Annotated in this window: 19 protein-coding genes; 8 read left to right on the plus strand and 11 right to left on the minus strand. The window is 71.0% G+C overall.

The window, feature by feature from the left end; all coding sequences use genetic code 11:
• Window positions 1-46 precede the first annotated feature (46 nt).
• On the plus strand, window positions 47-964 hold the full coding sequence (locus tag NMN56_RS20765; RefSeq protein ID WP_274046628.1) for an ABC transporter permease: 918 nt from the start codon (window positions 47-49) through the stop codon (window positions 962-964).
• Window positions 961-1,959, plus strand: a complete 999-nt coding sequence (locus NMN56_RS20770; protein ID WP_274046559.1) for an ABC transporter permease — start codon at window positions 961-963, stop codon at window positions 1,957-1,959. The genes NMN56_RS20765 and NMN56_RS20770 overlap by 4 nt, the downstream gene beginning before the upstream one ends.
• Here the strand turns inward: NMN56_RS20770 and NMN56_RS20775 are convergent.
• A complete protein-coding gene (locus NMN56_RS20775) occupies window positions 1,892-3,013 on the minus strand; it encodes a peptidoglycan DD-metalloendopeptidase family protein (RefSeq protein WP_274046558.1) in 1,122 nt (373 codons plus the stop codon). The genes NMN56_RS20770 and NMN56_RS20775 overlap by 68 nt on opposite strands.
• Window positions 3,014-3,149: 136 nt before the next feature.
• A complete protein-coding gene (locus tag NMN56_RS20780; protein WP_274046557.1) occupies window positions 3,150-3,731 on the minus strand; it encodes a rhodanese-like domain-containing protein in 582 nt (193 codons plus the stop codon).
• Between the two features lie 109 nt (window positions 3,732-3,840).
• Between NMN56_RS20780 and NMN56_RS20785 the strand changes: the two genes are divergently transcribed.
• The gene (locus NMN56_RS20785; RefSeq protein ID WP_274046556.1) at window positions 3,841-4,128 is read left to right on the plus strand and encodes a metal-sensitive transcriptional regulator; all 288 of its coding nucleotides are present in this window, start codon (window positions 3,841-3,843) and stop codon (window positions 4,126-4,128) included.
• Window positions 4,129-4,196: 68 nt separating this feature from the next.
• Here the strand turns inward: NMN56_RS20785 and NMN56_RS20790 are convergent, their stop codons facing one another.
• The 5 genes from NMN56_RS20790 to NMN56_RS20810 all read right to left on the minus strand — a co-directional run bounded on the left by NMN56_RS20790 (window position 4,197) and on the right by NMN56_RS20810 (window position 9,829).
• Window positions 4,197-4,925 (minus strand): hypothetical protein, encoded by a 729-nt coding sequence (locus NMN56_RS20790; RefSeq protein ID WP_274046555.1) that lies wholly within the window; start codon window positions 4,923-4,925, stop codon window positions 4,197-4,199.
• Window positions 4,926-5,218: 293 nt separating this feature from the next.
• Window positions 5,219-5,794 (minus strand): TerD family protein, encoded by a 576-nt coding sequence (locus tag NMN56_RS20795; RefSeq protein WP_274046554.1) that lies wholly within the window; start codon window positions 5,792-5,794, stop codon window positions 5,219-5,221.
• A 160-nt stretch (window positions 5,795-5,954) separates the two neighbouring features.
• Window positions 5,955-7,316: an MFS transporter gene (locus NMN56_RS20800; protein ID WP_274046553.1), complete on the minus strand. Its 1,362-nt coding sequence runs from the start codon at window positions 7,314-7,316 to the stop codon at window positions 5,955-5,957.
• A gap of 28 nt (window positions 7,317-7,344) precedes the next feature.
• The gene (locus NMN56_RS20805) at window positions 7,345-8,943 is read right to left on the minus strand and encodes an acetate--CoA ligase (RefSeq protein WP_274046552.1); all 1,599 of its coding nucleotides are present in this window, start codon (window positions 8,941-8,943) and stop codon (window positions 7,345-7,347) included.
• A 40-nt stretch (window positions 8,944-8,983) separates the two neighbouring features.
• Window positions 8,984-9,829, minus strand: coding sequence for an enoyl-CoA hydratase/isomerase family protein (locus NMN56_RS20810; protein ID WP_274046551.1), 846 nt, complete (start codon window positions 9,827-9,829; stop codon window positions 8,984-8,986).
• Window positions 9,830-9,971: 142 nt separating this feature from the next.
• On the opposite strand from NMN56_RS20810, the gene NMN56_RS20815 reads away from it, so the two are divergent.
• The 5 genes from NMN56_RS20815 to NMN56_RS20835 all read left to right on the plus strand — a co-directional run bounded on the left by NMN56_RS20815 (window position 9,972) and on the right by NMN56_RS20835 (window position 15,824).
• Window positions 9,972-10,880, plus strand: a complete 909-nt coding sequence (locus NMN56_RS20815) for a LysR substrate-binding domain-containing protein (protein WP_274046550.1) — start codon at window positions 9,972-9,974, stop codon at window positions 10,878-10,880.
• Between the two features lie 220 nt (window positions 10,881-11,100).
• On the plus strand, window positions 11,101-12,402 hold the full coding sequence (locus NMN56_RS20820) for an ABC transporter substrate-binding protein (protein ID WP_274046549.1): 1,302 nt from the start codon (window positions 11,101-11,103) through the stop codon (window positions 12,400-12,402).
• Window positions 12,402-13,358, plus strand: coding sequence for a carbohydrate ABC transporter permease (locus tag NMN56_RS20825; RefSeq protein WP_274046548.1), 957 nt, complete (start codon window positions 12,402-12,404; stop codon window positions 13,356-13,358). The genes NMN56_RS20820 and NMN56_RS20825 overlap by 1 nt, the downstream gene beginning before the upstream one ends.
• Before the next feature lie 22 nt (window positions 13,359-13,380).
• The gene (locus NMN56_RS20830; RefSeq protein ID WP_274046627.1) at window positions 13,381-14,298 is read left to right on the plus strand and encodes a carbohydrate ABC transporter permease; all 918 of its coding nucleotides are present in this window, start codon (window positions 13,381-13,383) and stop codon (window positions 14,296-14,298) included.
• Window positions 14,295-15,824, plus strand: a complete 1,530-nt coding sequence (locus tag NMN56_RS20835; protein WP_283742499.1) for an arylsulfatase — start codon at window positions 14,295-14,297, stop codon at window positions 15,822-15,824. Before NMN56_RS20830 ends, NMN56_RS20835 begins: the two co-directional genes overlap by 4 nt.
• Before the next feature lie 19 nt (window positions 15,825-15,843).
• Here the strand turns inward: NMN56_RS20835 and NMN56_RS20840 are convergent, their stop codons facing one another.
• From NMN56_RS20840 to gvpJ, 4 genes are all read right to left on the minus strand, one after another.
• A complete protein-coding gene (locus tag NMN56_RS20840; protein ID WP_274046546.1) occupies window positions 15,844-16,221 on the minus strand; it encodes a DUF6479 family protein in 378 nt (125 codons plus the stop codon).
• Between the two features lie 39 nt (window positions 16,222-16,260).
• The gene (locus tag NMN56_RS20845) at window positions 16,261-17,001 is read right to left on the minus strand and encodes an MgtC/SapB family protein (RefSeq protein ID WP_274046545.1); all 741 of its coding nucleotides are present in this window, start codon (window positions 16,999-17,001) and stop codon (window positions 16,261-16,263) included.
• Window positions 17,002-17,066: 65 nt separating this feature from the next.
• Window positions 17,067-17,351, minus strand: a complete 285-nt coding sequence (locus tag NMN56_RS20850; RefSeq protein ID WP_274046544.1) for a gas vesicle protein K — start codon at window positions 17,349-17,351, stop codon at window positions 17,067-17,069.
• Entirely contained in the window at window positions 17,348-17,533 is a 186-nt protein-coding gene (gvpJ, locus tag NMN56_RS20855; RefSeq protein WP_274046626.1) for a gas vesicle protein GvpJ, read from the minus strand. Before gvpJ ends, NMN56_RS20850 begins: the two co-directional genes overlap by 4 nt.
• Between the last annotated feature and the right edge of the window lie 5 nt (window positions 17,534-17,538).

Here is a 17,538-nt window from a genome sequence, read left to right on the forward strand (position 1 = left end):
CGAGGCGGCGGGAACGCGCCGCCGTACGGGCCGTGAGCGTACGCGGCTGACCGCGTGGCTCCAGGAGTACGGCGTGTACGCGGGCGTCGTGGTGCTGCTGCTGTTCAACACCGTCTTCACCGAACACTTCCTGTCGGCCGAGAACTTCCGTACGCAGGCCGTGCAGGTGGCGCCGATCCTGATCGTGGCGCTGGGCATGGCGCTGGCGATCGGGTCCGAGGGCATCGACCTGTCGGTCGGCTCGGTGATGGCGCTCTCGACGTCGCTGGTGGCGCTCTACCTGGGCTACGGCCCCTGGGTCGCGCTGCTGGTGGCGGTGGTCGGCGGTGCGGCCGTCGGCCTGGTCAACGGTTCGCTGATCGCGCACATCGGCGTGCAGCCGATCGTGGCGACGCTGGCGCTGATGGTGGGCGGCAGGGGCCTGGCGCTGGTGCTGCTCCCGCAGTTGGAGGACGTACGCGATCCGGGGATGCGCGCGCTGGGCTCCGGCGATCTGCTGGGAGTGCCGTATCCGGCGCTCGTCGCCGTGGTGCTGGTGCTGCTCGTGGGCTTCACGGTACGGCGTACGACCTTCGGCAGGCAGCTGCTCGCGATCGGCGACAGCCGCCCCGCCGCACGGCTCGCGGGGCTGCCCGTACGGCGGGTGCTGATCTGCGTGTACGTGTGCTCCGGTGTGCTCGCCGCCGTCGCCGGGTTCCTGGCGACGGCCAGGCTCCAGGCCAGCGACCCGACCTCGCTGGGCACGCTGATGGAGCTGTCGGCGATCACCGCTGTCGTCGTCGGCGGTACCCCGCTGAGCGGTGGCAGGGTGCGCGTCGGCGGCACCGTCGCGGGCGCCGTACTGATCCAGCTGCTGACGGCGACGCTCATCAAGCACGATCTGCCTCCCTCCTGGACGCAGCTGGCTCAGGCCGTCGTCATCGTCGTCGCGGTCTACGCGGCGCGGGAGAGGGGCAAGCGGTGAGCACCGTGAACACGGCGGTGAGCGGATTCGCACGCAGGCACGGCGCGCTGCTGGCACTGGCGCTCACGGTGGTGGTGGCCTCGCTGTCGTTCGACTCGTTCGCGACCGGCGACAACCTGGAGAACGTGGCGGTGTCCTCGGCGTTCCTGGCGATCGTCGCGCTGGGCATGACCTTCGTGATCGTCTCGGGCGGCATCGACCTGTCGGTCGGCTCGGTCTTCGCGCTGGGCGGCGTGCTCGCCGCCTGGGGCTCGCGGCACGGGCCGCTGGTGGCGCTGGCGCTGCCCCTGGTGGTGTGCGGGCTGATCGGGCTGGTCAACGGGCTGCTGATAGCGCGGGCCCGGCTGGCGCCTTTCATCGTCACGCTGGCGGCCATGCTCGGGGCGCGGGGCATCATGCTGAACATCACGGACGAGGGCGCCGACACCTTCCTGGTGGCCAAGGACTCGCTCTTCGCCGATCTGGGCCGCGGCAAGCTGCTGGGCCTCGGCTTCCCTGTGTGGATCACGCTGGCGCTGTTCGTCCTGGGCGGTGTGCTGCTGCGGCGCACCCGCTTCGGCCAGAACGTGTACGCCGTGGGCGGCAACGAGGACGCCGCCTCGCTGATGGGCACCTCGGTGGCCCGTACGAAGGTGTCCGTCTATGTGCTGTCAGGGCTCCTCGCCGGTCTCGCGGGAGCCCTGAACGCGGCCTGGCTGACCTCGGGCGTCACGATCCTGGGTCAGGGCATGGAGCTGGAGGCGATCTCCGCCGTGGTGATCGGCGGCACGCTGCTGACGGGCGGTACGGGCTTCGTGAGCGGCTCGCTCGTCGGGGTGCTCCTGCTCAAGGTCATCCAGAACGTCATCAACCAGATCGGATCGCTCGACTCCGCCTACCAGCAGGTGGTCAGCGGAGCGTTCCTGGTCCTGGTGGTGGTGCTGCGGGTCAGACCCGTACGCCGCGCTCGCGCAGCCACGGGAGGGGGTCGACGCCGGAGCCCATCTCCGGGGTGACGCGGGCCTCGAAGTGCAGGTGCGGCCCGGTGGAGTTGCCCGTGTTGCCTGACAGGCCCAGGCGCTGCCCGGCATCCACCTTCTCGCCCTGGCCTGCCTGGAGCCGGGAGAGGTGCGCGTACTGCGTGTAGTAGCCGTCGTGGTGGCGGACGACGATCTGGTTGCCGAAGGCGTCGCCGCAGCCGGTGGACACGACGACGCCGGGGCCTACGGAGCGTACGGGCGTGCCGGTGTCGACGGCGAAGTCCTGTCCCGTGTGGCCGCTTGCCCAGCGGGAGCCCGACGAGGCGAAGCCCGCCGAGAGCACGTAGTCCTCGACAGGCGCGACCCATCCCCGGCCCGAGCCGGCCCGGCTCCGGGGCGGCGGATCGCTGAACGGGCAGCCGCCTGGACCGCTCACGGGCATGGACTCGGCGGCGCGGGTGATGGGCCCCACAGCGGCGGCGGCGCGGGCCTCGGCCCGTTCACGCACCTTCTGTCTGGCCGCGCGGAGCCGGCGCTCGATGACGTGCTTGGCCGCCCGCTGCCGCGCGGCGTCGCGCTTGAGGCGGCGCAGTTCGGCACGGCCACTGGCGCGGTCACGTTCGAGGCGCCGCTGCGTGGTCTTCGTCGCGCGCAGCAGCCGCTTGAAGGCGTGCTCACCCTGGCGCTGCGCGTGCAGCCTGTCGAGCAGATGGTCGGGCGAGCGGGTCAGCATCAGCTGCGTTCCGGGGGCCCAACCGCCCTGCTGGTACTGGAGACGCGCGACGCTGCCCAGCCGTCCGTGCAGCATGGCGAGGCGCTTCTTGCCCCGGCTCACGGCCCACTGGGTCCTGGCGACCACGGCCCGCTGGCCGGCCGCCTTGCGCCGGGCCTTGTCGTAGCGGGCCGAGGCACGCGTCGCCTCGCGGTAGAGCCCCGCGACACTGCCGGGCAACCGCTCGGCGGCCTCGGCGGGGCCCGGGCGGGGGTCGGCTGCGACCACTCCGCCCGGTGCGGCGCCGGCGAGAACCACGGCACACAGCAGCGCTGCCGTGGTGGCCGGCGCGCGTCTGGTTGGTGCGTCCTGTGTCATTGCACGATCGTGCGCAGGTCCAGGCCCATACGGCAGCCCGTGGCCGCGCGGCACGCTGATGGCTTCGGCCGTTCGCCGCAATAACGTAGCCGGTACGGGCGGTTCAGCGGGCCGGACGGTTGGGCCGGCCGGCGGTTCAGCCCGCCAGCCGCTCCAGTACGGCATCGAGGTCGCCGGCGCCGGAACGGTTGTAGGGGAGCTTGCCGAGCACGGTGGCCATGCCGCAGGTGCCCGTGACGGCGGAGAAGACGAGGCCGGCGCCGATCGCGGCGGACAGCAGTCTGGCCCGGGGCCTGGCGAGCCCGGCGGCGAGCCCGGCGAGGACCAGCGAACCCGCGGCGAGGCGCACCTGGCGCTCCATGGGCCAGCGGTCGCCCGCGCCCTCGGCCCGGTCGGCGGGGTGGCCCTGCTGGGTCCATGCCGTGGTGCCGCCGCGCACGGAGGAGGCGGTCACCCCGGCGTCGGCGAGGGTGCGGCAGGCGCTGTCGGAGCGGTTGCCCGAGGCGCAGACGAGCGCGAGCTGTGCCTGCTGGGCCGCGACGCGCAGCGCGGAGACCGCCTCGCCGAGGCGGTCGAGCGGGACGTTGTGGGCGCCGGGGATGTGGCCCGAGGCGTACTCCCCGGGAGTGCGGACGTCGATGACGGTGAACTCGGGGCGCCGCGCTTCCAGTTCGGGAACGGTCAGCTGTGCCGGACGGCCCGTGGTGCTCTGGGTCATGGTGCTGTGCTTCCTTTCCGTCTGTACGGACCGCAGGCGGCGGGCCCGTACAATACCCCTGCGGGTATTTACCACCGTATCGCGACGACGGACGAACGGGGAGAGAGCGATGGAGCTGACACTGGTGGCCGAGGAGATGCGGTCCGTGCTGAACCGGCTGCGCAGGGCACAGGGCCAGATCGCCGGAGTGATCAAGATGATCGAGGACGGCAGGTCGTGCGACGAGGTCGTCACCCAGCTCGCCGCCGCCTCCCGCGCCCTGGACCGCGCGGGGTTCGCGATCATCGCGACGGGCCTGGAGCACTGCATGACCGAACCCGAGGGCGAGGGCGGGACCCCGGTTGACCGCGAGCAGATGCGGGCCCGGCTGGAGAAGCTGTTCCTTTCGCTGGCGTAAGGGCTCTCATGCCGGCGCCGGACGACGAGACCGGCGCGGGCGTCATGAGCGGCCGAAGTCCGCGGGGGTCATGAGCGGCCGAAGTCGGGGCCCGAGTAGTCGGGTCCCGTGAAGTCGGGGCTGGAGTAGCGGCGCGGGGAGCGGTCGGGCCCCGGGGGTTCGGGGAGTGCGGGCTCCGAGGTGCCTTTGGTGTGCCGCTCCTCCAGGAGGCGTTGCAGGAACGGCAGCATTCCGCGTTCCAGCAGCGCCGTCTGCCACGCCTTGCGTGCCCGCTCCAGCTCTCCGGCGCGGCCGTGGCTGCGCTTGGAAGCGGCACGGTTGCGCAGCGCGGTGATCAGCAGCGCCGAGGTCGCGGCGGCCAGCGAGACGGCGCCGATACCGGCGCAGGCCCAGCCGGTGAGCACGAGGGAGTGGCCCAGGCCCTTCTGGACATCGGCCAGTTGGAGGACGCTGCCGAGCACGAGGAAGATCACGGCGGCGGCACCCGAGATGGCGGGGGCCAGTACGGCGAGCGCGGCGAGCAGGCCGCGGCCCCGTACGCCCGTGGGCCTGGTGCGGCGTGCGGCGCGCTTGTCGGCGCCCGCTCTGAGCTTGAGGAAGGCGGCGTACTCGGTACTCGCGGCCGACATGATCCGGTCGGTCGCCTCTCTCGCCTCGGCCTGGAGCGCCGTTGCGGCATCGGGTGCGGGCGCGCTGCGCAGGCCCTCGCGTACCCGGTCGGTACTCATGGCCTGGTGGAGTACGCGCTCGAAGTCCGGTCTGTCGCGCTTCTGGAGGCGGATAGGGCGGCTGTTCACAGTGTCCCCATGGGTCTCGTGGCTACGGGCGCGGACAACGGTGCGGTGGCTGTGCTGTGTGCGTGTGCGGTGCCGTGTGCGTGAGCGGTGCCGCGAGCGCGTGCGGTGCTGCGCGCTGGGCCGTGCGTGCGGTGTCGGGGTCCCGGAGGTGCCGAGGTCCGCGGCCGGCGGGAAGCGTCCGGGAACCACGACGTGCCCCGTGCCCGGCCCGGCACGCCCTCTTCGCAGGTTCGCCTGGTGGCGGAGGGCGGAGGGTGTGGCAGGTCGGGAACGGGGCGTGGGGGCCGGTGAGTTCAGACGTTGACGCCGAAGTCCTGCGCGATCCCCGCGAGCCCGGAGGCGTAACCCTGGCCGACGGCGCGGAACTTCCACTCGGCGCCGTGCCGGTACAGCTCGCCGAAGACCATGGCGGTCTCGGTCGCGGCGTCCTCGCTCAGGTCGTAGCGCGCCAGCTCGGCGCCGCCCGCCTGGTTGATGACGCGGATGAACGCGTTGCTGACCTGGCCGAAGTTCTGGCTGCGCTGCTCGGCGTCGTGGATCGAGACCGGGAAGACGATCTTGTCGATGTCGGCGGGCACGGCCGCGAGGTCGACCTTGATGGTCTCGTCGTCGCCCTCACCCTCACCCGTGAGGTTGTCACCGGTGTGCTCGACGGAACCGTCGGGGCTGGTGAGGTTGTTGTAGAACACGAAGTGCTGGTCCGAGACGACCTTGCCCGACGCGTTGCACAGCAGCGCGCTGGCGTCGAGGTCGTAGTCGGTTCCGGTCGTCGTGCGCACGTCCCAGCCGAGCCCGACCAGGACCGCCGTCAGCCCCGGCGCCTCCTTGCTCAGCGATACGTTGCCGCCCTTGGCGAGTGAAACTCCCACAATCTCCTCCTGGGATCGGTTGACCGGATACCTTGAATCTACAGGACTGTAGAAGCTGACGGGTGGCCGGTCCCGCACGGCAAAGCCCTGGCGGGGGCCCGTTCCCGGAGCCCTGCCAGGGCCGCGCTTCCGGCACCCCGGGAGGGTGCGCCGAGGAGCGTTACGAGGCGGGAAGCGGCGCCGCCTCCTCCGCGGCGGGGCCGGCAGCGGCCCCCGGCTCCTCGGTGACCGTCGTCCGCGTCAGCGAGAGATGGCGGGTCTCGCGGAAGGCGAGGGCGACGACCAGCGTGGAGACGACCGCCAGGCCCGCCAGATAGAAGCCGGGCGCAAGTGCCGTTCCCGAGGCGGCCACCAGCCCGGTGGCCACGAACGGGGCCGTGCCGCCGAACAGCACATAGGCGGCCGTGTAACCGATCGCTGAGCCACTGGCCCGCAGATGGCCGGGGAACATCTCCACCAGCGCCGGCACGTTCGAGGTGCCGATGACGGCGACCAGCACCGCCAGTACCGAGGTCCCCGCCATGGCACCTGCCAGGCCCGTACCCATCAGCGCGAAGGCGGGCAGCGTCAGCACCGCGAACCCGCCGCACGCGATCAGGAGCAGCGGCTTGCGCCCGTAGCGGTCGCTGGCACGGGCCGCCAGGGGACAGGCGACGCAGTAGGCGAACATCGCGACCACCGCGGTGAGCATCGCCATGCTGCTGCTGTACCCCAGCTCCTGGGACATGTAGGCGATCATGTAGCTGCTCATGAGGTAGTAGCCGACGGCATTGGTGATGCTGTAGCCGAAGAGCGTGGCGATCTGCCGTCCGCACAGCTTCACCGCGTCACGCAGCGGGGTCGCCTCGACCTCCTGGCGCTGCTCCAACTCGCGGAAGACGGGGGTGTCCTCGACCCGTGAGCGCAGGTACAGGCCGATCAGGCCGAGCGGGGCCGCGATGAGGAACGGGACCCGCCAGCCCCAGCTCTGCATCGCCGCGTCGCCGAGCGTCGAGGTGAGGACCACGCCCACCATCGAGCCCGCGACGCTGGCCACGCCGACCGTCATCGGGACGGCGCCGGCGAAGCGGGCCCGTTTGCCGTCCGGCGCGTACTCCACGATGAAGGCCGAGGCGCCGGTGTACTCGCCGCCCGTGGAGAAGCCCTGGAGGGCCCGCAGCAGGAACAGCAGGATGGGCGCCGCGAGGCCGAGCGACGCGTACGTGGGCAGTACGCCGATGAAGAAGGTCGCCCCGCTCATCAGCAGCACGCTGAGCGCGAGCGCCTTGTTACGGCCCAGCCGGTCACCGTAGTGCCCGAAGAAGGCGGCTCCGACCGGACGGGCGACGAAGCCACCGGCGAAGATCGCCCATGTGGCGAGCAGCGAGGCCGTCGAGTCGTACTGGGGGAAGAAGAGACCGGCGATGGTCGCCGACATCACCGCGTACGCACCCGAGTCGAACCACTCGACGAAGTTGCCGATGGCGGTGGCCAGCGTGATCTTTCTGCGGTCCGCCGCTGTCCGGCCGGAGTCCTGTGTCATGGGAACCTCGATCAGTCGGAGCGGACCCTCAGTCGGCGCTCGGTGGTGGGGTGTCGGTCCTGCGGGCACGCAGTTCGGCGCGGCGGATCTTTCCGGTGGCCGACCTGGGCAGGTCCGTGACGAACTCGATGTGCCGCGGGTAGGCGAAGCGCGAGTGGCCCTCCTTCGCGAAGGCCCTGATGGCGTCGGCCAGTTGATCGTCAGGGTCGTGGCCGTCCGCGAGCTGCACGAACGCCTTGACCGCCTGGCCCCGCACCGGGTCGGGCACGCCGACGACCCCCGCGTCTGCCACGGCGGGATGGGCGCGCAGCGCCTCTTCGACCTCGTAGGGGCCGACCCGGTAGCCGGAGGTCTTGATGACGTCGTCGGTGCGGCCGAGGAACCAGAAGTAGCCGTCCTCGTCCACGTACGCCTGGTCCTTGGTGTGGAACCAGGTGCCGCCGAAGGTCTCCAGCGACGCCTCCGGCCTGTTCCAGTAGCCCAGCGGGAACTGGGGGTTGGAGCGGGCGCGCAGACAGACCTCGCCCGGCTCGCCCTGGGGCACGGGCCGCTCCTCCTCGTCGAGCAGCGCGATGTCCCAGCCGGGCAGCGGGCGTCCCATGGAGCCGTCCTTGACGGGGACACCGGGGAAGTTGCCGATCAGCGGATAGGACTCGGTGGAGCCGTAGTAGTCCAGGAGCGTCACCCCGAACTGCTCGCGGAACCAGCCGATGAGGTCCTGGGTCAGCGGCTCGTTGGAGGAGCACACCACGCGCAGCCGCTGCGGGTAGCGGGTGCCCGCGTCCGGCACGGCCTCCCGCATCTTGCGCAGGAAGGTGGGGTTGACCAGCGCCGTTGTCACACCGTTGCGGGACATCGACGCCAGCAGCCCGGCCGGGTCGAAGCCGCCCGCCGGACGGTGGACGAGGTGGACGGCGCCGGCGCGCAGCGGGCCCATCAGCTTCGCCATGGACCAGGCCCAGTCGCCGGCGCCGTAGAACACGTCGCCGGGGCGCAGGTCGTGGCAGTGCGCGAACTCGTTGTGGCCCAGCAGGGTGCGGTGCGCGTGCACGATGCCCTTGGCGGGGCCCGTCGTGCCGGAGGTGTAGAAGATCAGCGCCGGATCGTCGGCCCGTGTGTCGGCGGTCTCGAACTCGGGCGCCAGCGCGGCGATCGCCGGGTCGTCGGCGTCCACGACGGTGCCCGTGAAGTCCGGGACGCGCCCCGCGCCCTGGGCCTCCGTGAGCAGCACGCTCGCGCCCGAGTCGGTGAGCCGGTAGGCGATCGGCCCGTCGGCCCACAGCAGCGACATGGTGACGAGGACGGCTCCGGTGCGCAGCACGCCCAGATAGGCGGCCGGGGTGTCGGCGCGCTGCGGCAGCATCACCGCGACCCGGTCCCCTGGGCGTACCCCGAGGCCGTGCAGATGGGCCGCGATCCGGCGGGAGTGGTCCTGGATCTCGCCCCAGAGGACCTCGCGGTGTGCGCCGGTGTGGTCCTCGTGGATGAGGGCGAGCTTCTCGCGCGGGTGGCGGTCGGCCACGTCGGCGGCCATGTTGTAGCGCTCGGGTACGTCCCAGCCGTGGTGGTCCGGTATCCCGGCGGGCGCGTGCCCCGGCGCCGTTCCGGTGGTTCCTGCGGTGTTCATGGTGGCGTTCTTCTCCCGTGGGGGTCAGTGACCGTGGGGGTCAGCGACGGCGGCCGGCGAGGAAGCGGGCCATCTCGCGCTGCGGCTCCCCCGTCGCGTAGGCGGCGGTGTGCACCTTCTTGGCCGCCTCCACCGATTCGACGAGCGCGGCCTCGTCCAGCTCGCGGATGCGGGCCTTGGTGAGCGCGACGGCGCCCGGCGGCAACTCGCCCAGCTTCCGGGCCTGTTCGACGGCCGCGTGCAGCACCTGGTCGGGCTCGACGAGGCGGGTGAGCAGGCCGAGCCTGCGTGCTTCCTCGCCGTCCACCAGCTCGCCCGTCATGGCGAACTCGGTGGTCTTGGCCCGGCCGAGGATCTCCCACATGGCCCAGATACCGGTGATGCTCGGGATGCCGGAGAGCAGTTCGGGCTGGCCCATCCGCACGCCGGCGTGGCCGATGCGCAGGTCGGGCAGGAGCGCGAACTGGAAGCCCGAGCCGGCGACCACACCGTTCACGGCCGCAACGGTCGGCTTGTCGATGTCGCGTACGGCGCGGTAGAGCGCGTCGAAGCTGTCGATCCACGCCTCGGCCGCCGCGTGGTCGTCGGGGGCGATGTCCGTCGTCTCGCCGAGGTCCTGGCCCGCGCAGAAGGCGCGTCCAGCACCCGTGAGGACAATGGCTGTGACCTCGGGGTCCTCGGCCGCCTGACGGAGCAGGTCGATGAGGCGGCTGCGCATCGCGGCCGTCCAGGCGTTGAGCTTCTCCGGCCGGTTCAGGGTCACGACGGCGACGGGCCCCTCGTGGCTGAGAAGCACGGTCCCGGAGGCGTCCGCGCCGCCGGTCGCGCCGGTGCCGCTGTCGGTTCCGCCGGTGGTGCCGGAGTGGGTGCTGTCGGTGGCGTTCACAGGTGCTGTGCCTTTCCGCAGGGGGGTTCGGCGGTTCTTCCGCTGGTCACTCGCGAGTTGTCAGGCATACAAGCAGCCGTCACGCGCGGCTGACCAACACCAATGCGGACTGGCCGTGATATCGCATCGATATGGTTCGCGGATGGAATTCCGTCACCTGCGGTACTTCGTGGTCCTCTCCGAGGAGCTGCACTTCGGCCGCGCCGCCGCGCGGCTCCACATGGCGCAGCCCCCGCTCTCGCAGCGCATTCGCGATCTGGAACGGGAGTTGGGGGTGCGGCTCCTCGACCGGGACCGGCACCGCGTCCGGCTCACCGAGGCGGGCGCGCTGCTGCTGGAGTACGCGCGTCCCGTGCTGGACTCCGCCGACGCGGCACGCGAGGCGATGCGCCGTATCCGGCCCGGCGCCGCCGGGGTGCTGCGCGTGGGTGTACCGCCTGACACCGTTCCCGTCACGCTGCGTACGCTCGTGGACGCGTTCTCGGCGCGGGAGCCCGGCGTGCTGCTGGACCTCAACGAGATGACGACCGACGAGCAGTTGGCGCAGCTGCGCGAGGGCGGGCTCGACGTCGGCATGGTCCGCCACCCGACCGACACGGTCGGTCTGGAGTCGGGGCCCGTGGTGCACAGGCCGCTGGGCGTCGTCCTGCCCGTAGAACACCCGGCGGCCGAGGACGCTACGGTGCGCCTGCGGCGGCTGAACGGCTCGCCGCTGGTGATCTTCCCCCGGCTGATGGCGCCGAAGCTGTACGACCACATGCTCACGGCCTGCCGCGACAACGGCTTCGTACCGGGCGCCATCCGGCACGCGCGCAACCCGCACTTCGTCCACGGCCTCGTCCTGGCGGGGCGCGGTGTGCACCTCAACGAGGAGCCCTCGGCCGGGCTGCCTCCGGGCCTCGTGTGGCGGCCCGTCGACGAGCAGAGCGGGAGGCTCACATGGTCGACCTCGGTGGTGTGGCCCCGCGCGCAGACGACGCCCGTGGTCGCCGCCTTCGCCGAGTGCGCGCTCTCGGGCCTGCGCGCCGCGGGACATGTCCCGCGGGACTGAGCCCGGTAAGCGCTGGGCAACCGTGCCCCGGCCCACGCCTTCCCGGCGCTTCTCCCTGAGGACTTGGACAAAGCGGAAGCAGAACTGGACTTCTGCGCAGGTGTCTTGACCGTGCACGGCCGAGACGGGATCAATAGCCCTGTCTGCTTGAACACCGCGCGTCCCGGCACCTGTGCCGCCCGTAAGGGGACGGCGCGCGCCCTGTCTGCCGGGAGGGCCCATGTCGCACACCGGAATACGCACGGCCGCCGCCGCTGTCACGGCCGTCGCGGTTCTCGCCTCCGTCGCGGGGTGCGGATCGGGCGGCGGTTCTGACGGCAAGAGCCTGCGCTACTGGTCCATGTGGACCGAGAACGAGCCGCAGGCCGAGGTGCTGAAGTCGGCGATCAAGGACTTCACCAAGGACACCGGCATCAAGGTCGACGTCCAGTGGCAGGGCAGAACCGTGATGGAGAAGCTCGCGCCGACGCTGACCACCGGCAAGGTGCCCGATCTCGTCGACCAGTCCGACGACAAGATGTACCCGACCCTGATCGCCTCGGGCCGCGCCAAGGACCTCTCCGGCGTCTTCGACAGGCCGGCGACGGGCGAGAAGGGCCCGCTCTCCTCGAAGCTGAAGATGAGCTACATGGACTATCTGCGCGAACTGCCCGACGGCGGCGGCAAGAAGTGGATGGTTCCCTACGAGGTCACCTCGGTCAACCTCTGGTACGACGGCGCCGACAAGTCGGTGAAGGCCCCCGCGACCTGGGACGACCTCCTCGACACCTGCGCGCAGCTCAAGAAGAAGGACCGCGCCTGCATCTCGGCCGACGGTGACCAGCCGGTCTACATCGGCTGGTGGCTGGACTATCTGGCCGACCGTATCGGCGGCGACGGCGTCATGAAGAAGGCCATCACCGACAAGTCCGGCAAGGGCTGGGACGACCCGGCCGTCAAGGAGGCAGCGGAGAAGGTCCGGGAGCTGGTCGACAAGGGCTACCTCCTCAAGGGCTTCGACGCCAGCAAGTACCCCGAGCAGCAGAACCGCTGGGCCGAGGGCAAGGCGGCCTTCAACCTCAACGGGAGCTGGCTGCCCACGGAGACCGCGAAGTTCGCCAAGAAGGGCTTCGACGTCAAGGCGGCGCCCTTCCCCTCGGCCGTCCCCGGCAAGGGCGGCAAGCGGAACGCGACGGACGTGCGGCTGTTCGGCTTCGCGGTGCCCAAGCAGGCCAAGAACGCGGCGGCTGCGGAGAAGTTCATCTCGTACTTCATGGCAAAGAAGCGGCTCGACGGCATCGCCTCCAAGGCGGGCAACATCACCCCGCGCCCCGACATCGAGGCGCCGCCCGTGCTCAAGGACGTCAAGGAGCAGCTGGAGTCCACGCCCTCGCGTGAGCAGATGCCCGGCTCGGTGACCGACTACGTCGACAAGGTCTTCTACCCCGCTTACAAGGAGCTGTTCTTCGGCGAGGCCACTCCCGACCAGTTCCTCGCGAAGATCAAGAAGCTGCACACGGCCTACGCGAAGGCACGTCGCTGATGGCCGTGCTGACGGCGGGGCGCAGAGAAGGAGGCGGCCCGCCGGCGCTCTCCAGGAACAGGGAGACGCCGCTGGCGATCAAGCGGCGGCGGCTGTTCTGGCCGTTCGTCGCGCCCTCCCTGGCCTTCCTTGCGCTCTTCTACATCGGGCCGCTGCTCTTCGGTATCTGGACCAGCTTCCACCGCTGGGACGGCTTCTCGGCGATGGAGTGGAACGGCCTTGGCAGCTACCGCGCGCTGATCGACGATCCGTTCTTCCGTACCTCGATGCTGAACACCTTCAAAATCCTGGTGTTCGTGGGCCTGGCCGTGTTCGTGCTGGCCTTCGCGCTGACGATGGTGCTGCGCGAGATGGCGGGCAAGAAGTTCGTCCGGGCCGTGATCTTCTTTCCGCACATCGTCAACGCGATGGTCTTCGGCGTACTCGCGGGGTTCCTGTTCAACCCGGGCGGGCTGGTCAACTCGGCACTGTCCGCGATGGGCGTGCAGGATCCGCCCAAGTGGCTGGGCAGCGACAACATCTTTCCGCTGATCATGGCGACGATGGTGTGCACCTCGACCGGCTTCTACGTCGCCATCATCATGGCCGCCGTCGACAACATCCCCACCTACCTCTACGAGGACGCCGAGCTGGCGGGCGCCGGTGCCTTCCGCAAGTTCTGGCACATCACCCTGCCGCTGAGCTGGGACGTGGTGACCGTGTGCGCCGTGCTGTGGACGATCAGCTCGGTCAAGGTCTTCGAGCTGGTGCTCGTGTTCGGCGGAACGTTCACCACCAACGGGCCGCCGATCGAGACCTGGACGAGCGCGCTGTACATCTACCGCAACGCCTTCGCCGGCAGCGACATCCCGCAGTTCGGCGTGGTCTGCGCGGCGGGGATCACCAGCCTGGTGCTGGTGGCCGTCTTCACCGTGGTGCTGCGCCGGCTGATGCGCCGTGACCCCGTCGAGTACTGAGGAGGTGAGCCCCGTGACCCCCATGACCCCCGCGACCGCCGACCCGGCGACCCCGCCGGCGCACGTGCCGCAGCCCGGGCAGGCCGCGCCCAGGCGTTCCCGGGCCGAGCGCGCGCGGGTGAGCCCGGTGCGCACGGTCGGCATCGGGCTGATCTGGCTGTTCGTCGCGCTCAGCCTGGGGCTGCTCGTATGGATGCTGCTGACCTCGCTGCGCGACTCCCGCGCGATCTTCGCCGAACCGTGGTCGCTGCCCGACCCGTTCAAGCTGTCCAACTACACGACGGCGTTCGACTCGGGATTCGGCCGGGCCGCCTTCAACAGCGTGCTGGTCAGCGGCTCGGCCGCGCTGGTCTCCGTGGTGCTGGCAGCGCCCGCCGCCTACGCGCTCAGCCGCCGGCTGAACCGGCTCGCGGGGCCGCTGACGATGCTGTTCGTGCTGGGGCTCGGCGTGCCGGGACAGGTGCTGCTGATCCCCGTGTTCTTCATGCTGACCGAGGTCGACCTGGTGGACTCGCTGCCCGGCCTCTTCCTCGTCTACGTCGGCATCGCGATGCCGTTCACCGTCTTCCTGCTCACCGGGTTCTTCCGCGGGCTGCCGGGCGAACTGGAGGAGGCGGCGGCGCTGGACGGCGCCTCGCCCGCGCGGACGTTCTGGCAGATCGTGCTGCCACTGGCCCGCTCCGGGCTGATCACCGCCTTCATCCTCCAGCTCATCAACAACTGGAACGAGACGCTCTTCGCGCTGTCCCTGATGCAGAGCAACGACAACTTCACACTCCCGCTCGTCCTGGCCCGCTTCATCGGCGAGCAGCAGTACAAGGGCGCCGACTGGGGCGGGATGTTCGCGGGGCTCTGTCTGATCGTGGCACCGATGCTGATCATGTACGGCTGGCTGTCCCGGCGGATCATCACCGGCATGACCCTGGGGATCGGCAAGTGACCGGGCCCGCGCAGCCCTCCCCCAACGTCGTGCTGATCTGCGTCGACCAGTGGCGCGGCGACTGCCTCTCGGCCGCCGGCCACCCTGTGGTGCGTACCCCGTATCTGGACGCGTTCGCCGCACGCGGCACCCGGTTCAGCTCCGCCTACTCCGCGACACCGACCTGTGTACCGGCCCGCGCCGCGCTGCACACCGGGCTGTCGCAGACCGGGCACGGCCGCGTCGGGTACGAGGACGGGGTGCCGTGGACGTACGACACGACGCTGGCCGGCGCCTTCGGTGACGCGGGCTACCAGACAAAGTGCGTCGGCAAGATGCACGTCCACCCCGAGCGGGCACGCCTCGGCTTCGACGACGTCGAACTCCACGACGGGTACCTGCACTTCAGCCGCGACCGCACCCGCGACCCCCGGCTCTACGACGACTACCTCGCCTGGCTCTCCGAGCAGGAGGGCGCGGGCGCCGCCGCCGATTACGCGGATCACGGGCTGGACTGCAACTCGTGCGTGGCACGCCCCTGGGACAAGGCCGAGCGGCTGCACCCGACCAACTGGGCCACCAGCCGCGCCATCGACTTCCTCTACCGGCGCGATCCCCAGGCGCCGTTCTTCCTGTTCCTCTCCTACCACCGCCCCCACCCGCCCTACGACCCGCCCGCCTGGGCCTTCGACCAGTACCTCGCCGCTCCCCCGGGAGAGCCGCCGATCGGCGACTTGGCCGAGGACTACGCACCGTGGCGGCGCGACGGGCTCGACGACGCGTTCGTCGGCCGGATGGACCCGGTCACCTGGCACCGGGCACGCGCCGGCTACTACGGGCACATGGCCCACCTGGACCAGCAGATCAACAGGTTCCTCCAGACGCTCGCCGAGTTCGGGCCAGGACCAGGGCCCGAACCTGGGGCAAGCGCGGGGGCCGCCGGGGCCGCGAGGGAGACGGTGGTCGCCTTCGTCTCGGACCACGGCGAGATGCTCGGCGAACACGGACTGTGGCGCAAGGGCTACCCGTACGAGGGTTCGGCGCGGGTGCCGCTCCTGCTGGCGGGCCCCGGTGTGCCGGCGGACACGGTGTGCGACACGGTCGCCGAGCTGCGCGATGTGATGCCGACGCTGCTGGACGCCGCCGGAGTTCCCGTTCCCGAGGGCCTGGACGGGCACAGCCTGCTTCCGGCCGCGCGGGGTGAGTCACCCCGCGTACGTGAGTGGCTGCACGGCGAACACGTGCTGCTCGGGCAGTCCCTGCAGTGGCTGACCGACGGACGCGAGAAGTACGTGTGGATGTCGGGCAGCGGCACGGAACAGCTCTTCGACCTGGCTGAGGACCCCGGCGAACTGACCGATCTCGCCCGGGACCCGGCCGCGGCGCACCGGGTCGAGCGGTGGCGTGCCCGGCTCGTGTCCGAGCTGTCGGGCAGGCCCGAGGGCTTCGTCGCGCGCGGCGCGCTGGTGCCGGGCCGCCCCGTCGATCCCGTACTCCCCCACCTGCGGGAACGGGCCCGGGGGCAGGACGCGGCCCGCGAGAGGTGAGCGGGCGGCGGCGGTGCGGTCAGCCCGGGCCGCCGCTGCCGAACGAGCCGCTCTTGCCCGGAGTCCACTTGCCGTGCTCGGCCGGCTCCCCGGGGTGCTTGTCACGGTCGGCGTTGTCGTGCACGCCCACGTGCGGGAGCCGCCGTACGCCGTCCTGCGGCAGCTCGTCCGGCTCCCTGTTCTCCATGATCTCGTCGACGGGCCCCTCGTCGGGCAGCTTCGGCTGCTCCTCGGGAGGCGGGACCGGCGGCTCGCGCCTGCGGACACGTATGCCCAGCCACACCGCCGCGATCAGCACTCCGACGACGACGAGCCCCACGACGAGCGGGAAGATGCCGACCAGATGATCGCGCTCGACGGCCTGCTCCAGCGCGGTCTGCGCGAGATATGTGTCCATGTGCTCTACCCCTTGGATCGCGGGTGTCGACCCCTTGGATCACGGGTGTCGCCCTTCGGGGTTTCCCGCCTCGTGCCCGGAAAACCCCTCGCGCCCGTTCACGGCGATCATTCCGGGGATGTCGCCCAGTTCCGCCACCAGCTCGGGGATGGAACCGCGCCCTGAGAGGCCCAGAGTGAGCTGTGTACGGCCCGACTGGGGCTCCTGTGTGCTCGCGGAGTCCGTCTCCGCGACCGCGAAACCGTGCTCCGTGCACAGGGCGAGCGCTGCGCGCAGCACCCCTCGGCCGTCCTCGTAGGACAGCAGCAGCCGGGTCGGCTCCCCGTCGGGCAGGTGGTCGCCGAGCTTGGTGAAGCCCCATACGGCCAGGAAGTGCAGTGCCACCACGGCGACGGCCAGCAGCGGCAGTCCAGCGCCGCAAGCCATGCCGACGGCGGCCGAGACCCAGACGATGGCCGCCGTGGTCAGCCCGCGCACGATGTCGCGGCGCACGAAGATGACGCCGCCGCCCAGGAACCCGACCCCGGAGACGACCTGCGCCGCCACCCGGGACGGGTCGAAGGCGACGTCCGAGAGGCCGATCAGGTCGGTGAAGCCGTACTTGCTGACGAGCATGAACAGCGCGGCGCCCAGCCCCACGACCGTGTGCGTGCGCAGCCCCGCGCTCTTCCGCTTCGCACGCCGCTCCAGCCCTATGAGCGACGTGAGAACGAACGCGAGTGCCAGGTCGGCCAGTTGGGGCCACCCCTGCCCCATGTGGGAGTAGAACGCGTCCGGCATGACGGACTGCCCCTTCCAATGCGCCTCGGACCTGCTACGACGGGTCGCGAGGATACGCCGGAGAGTCAGCCCTGGCCGTCGGTGGGGAGCAGCGGACCCAGCGGTCCGAGGTCCAGGTTCAGGTCCTCGGGCGTCAGTCCGAAGCGCTCACGCAGGAGTTCCATGCGGTCCTCCAGCAGCATGAGCGTCATGCCGATCCGCTCTTCCTCCTCCTCGCTGAGGTCCCCGACCTCGACCCTGCGCAGGGCCTGCCGTTCCATGAGCTGTCTCAGCAGTTCGACGACGGTCAGTACCAGTGCTGCCAGATCGCGTTCCAGGGTGTCCGGGTCGAAGTCGAGGCGGCGCGTCACAGCGGCTGCCCTCCCTCCCAGGGGGACGGTACGTTCTCGTTGACGGAGCTGATCAGGGCGCGCAGATCCACTCGAACGAGATCGACATCGGCGATCGAGAGGGTGAGGCTGCCGGTCACCACGACCCCGGCACCGACCACCCTGTCGAGCAGATCGACGAGGGAGACCTCGCGCCGCGCCATCGGCT

It is taken from the genome of Streptomyces iconiensis, from assembly GCF_028657195.3.
Lineage (GTDB): Bacteria > Actinomycetota > Actinomycetes > Streptomycetales > Streptomycetaceae > Streptomyces > Streptomyces iconiensis.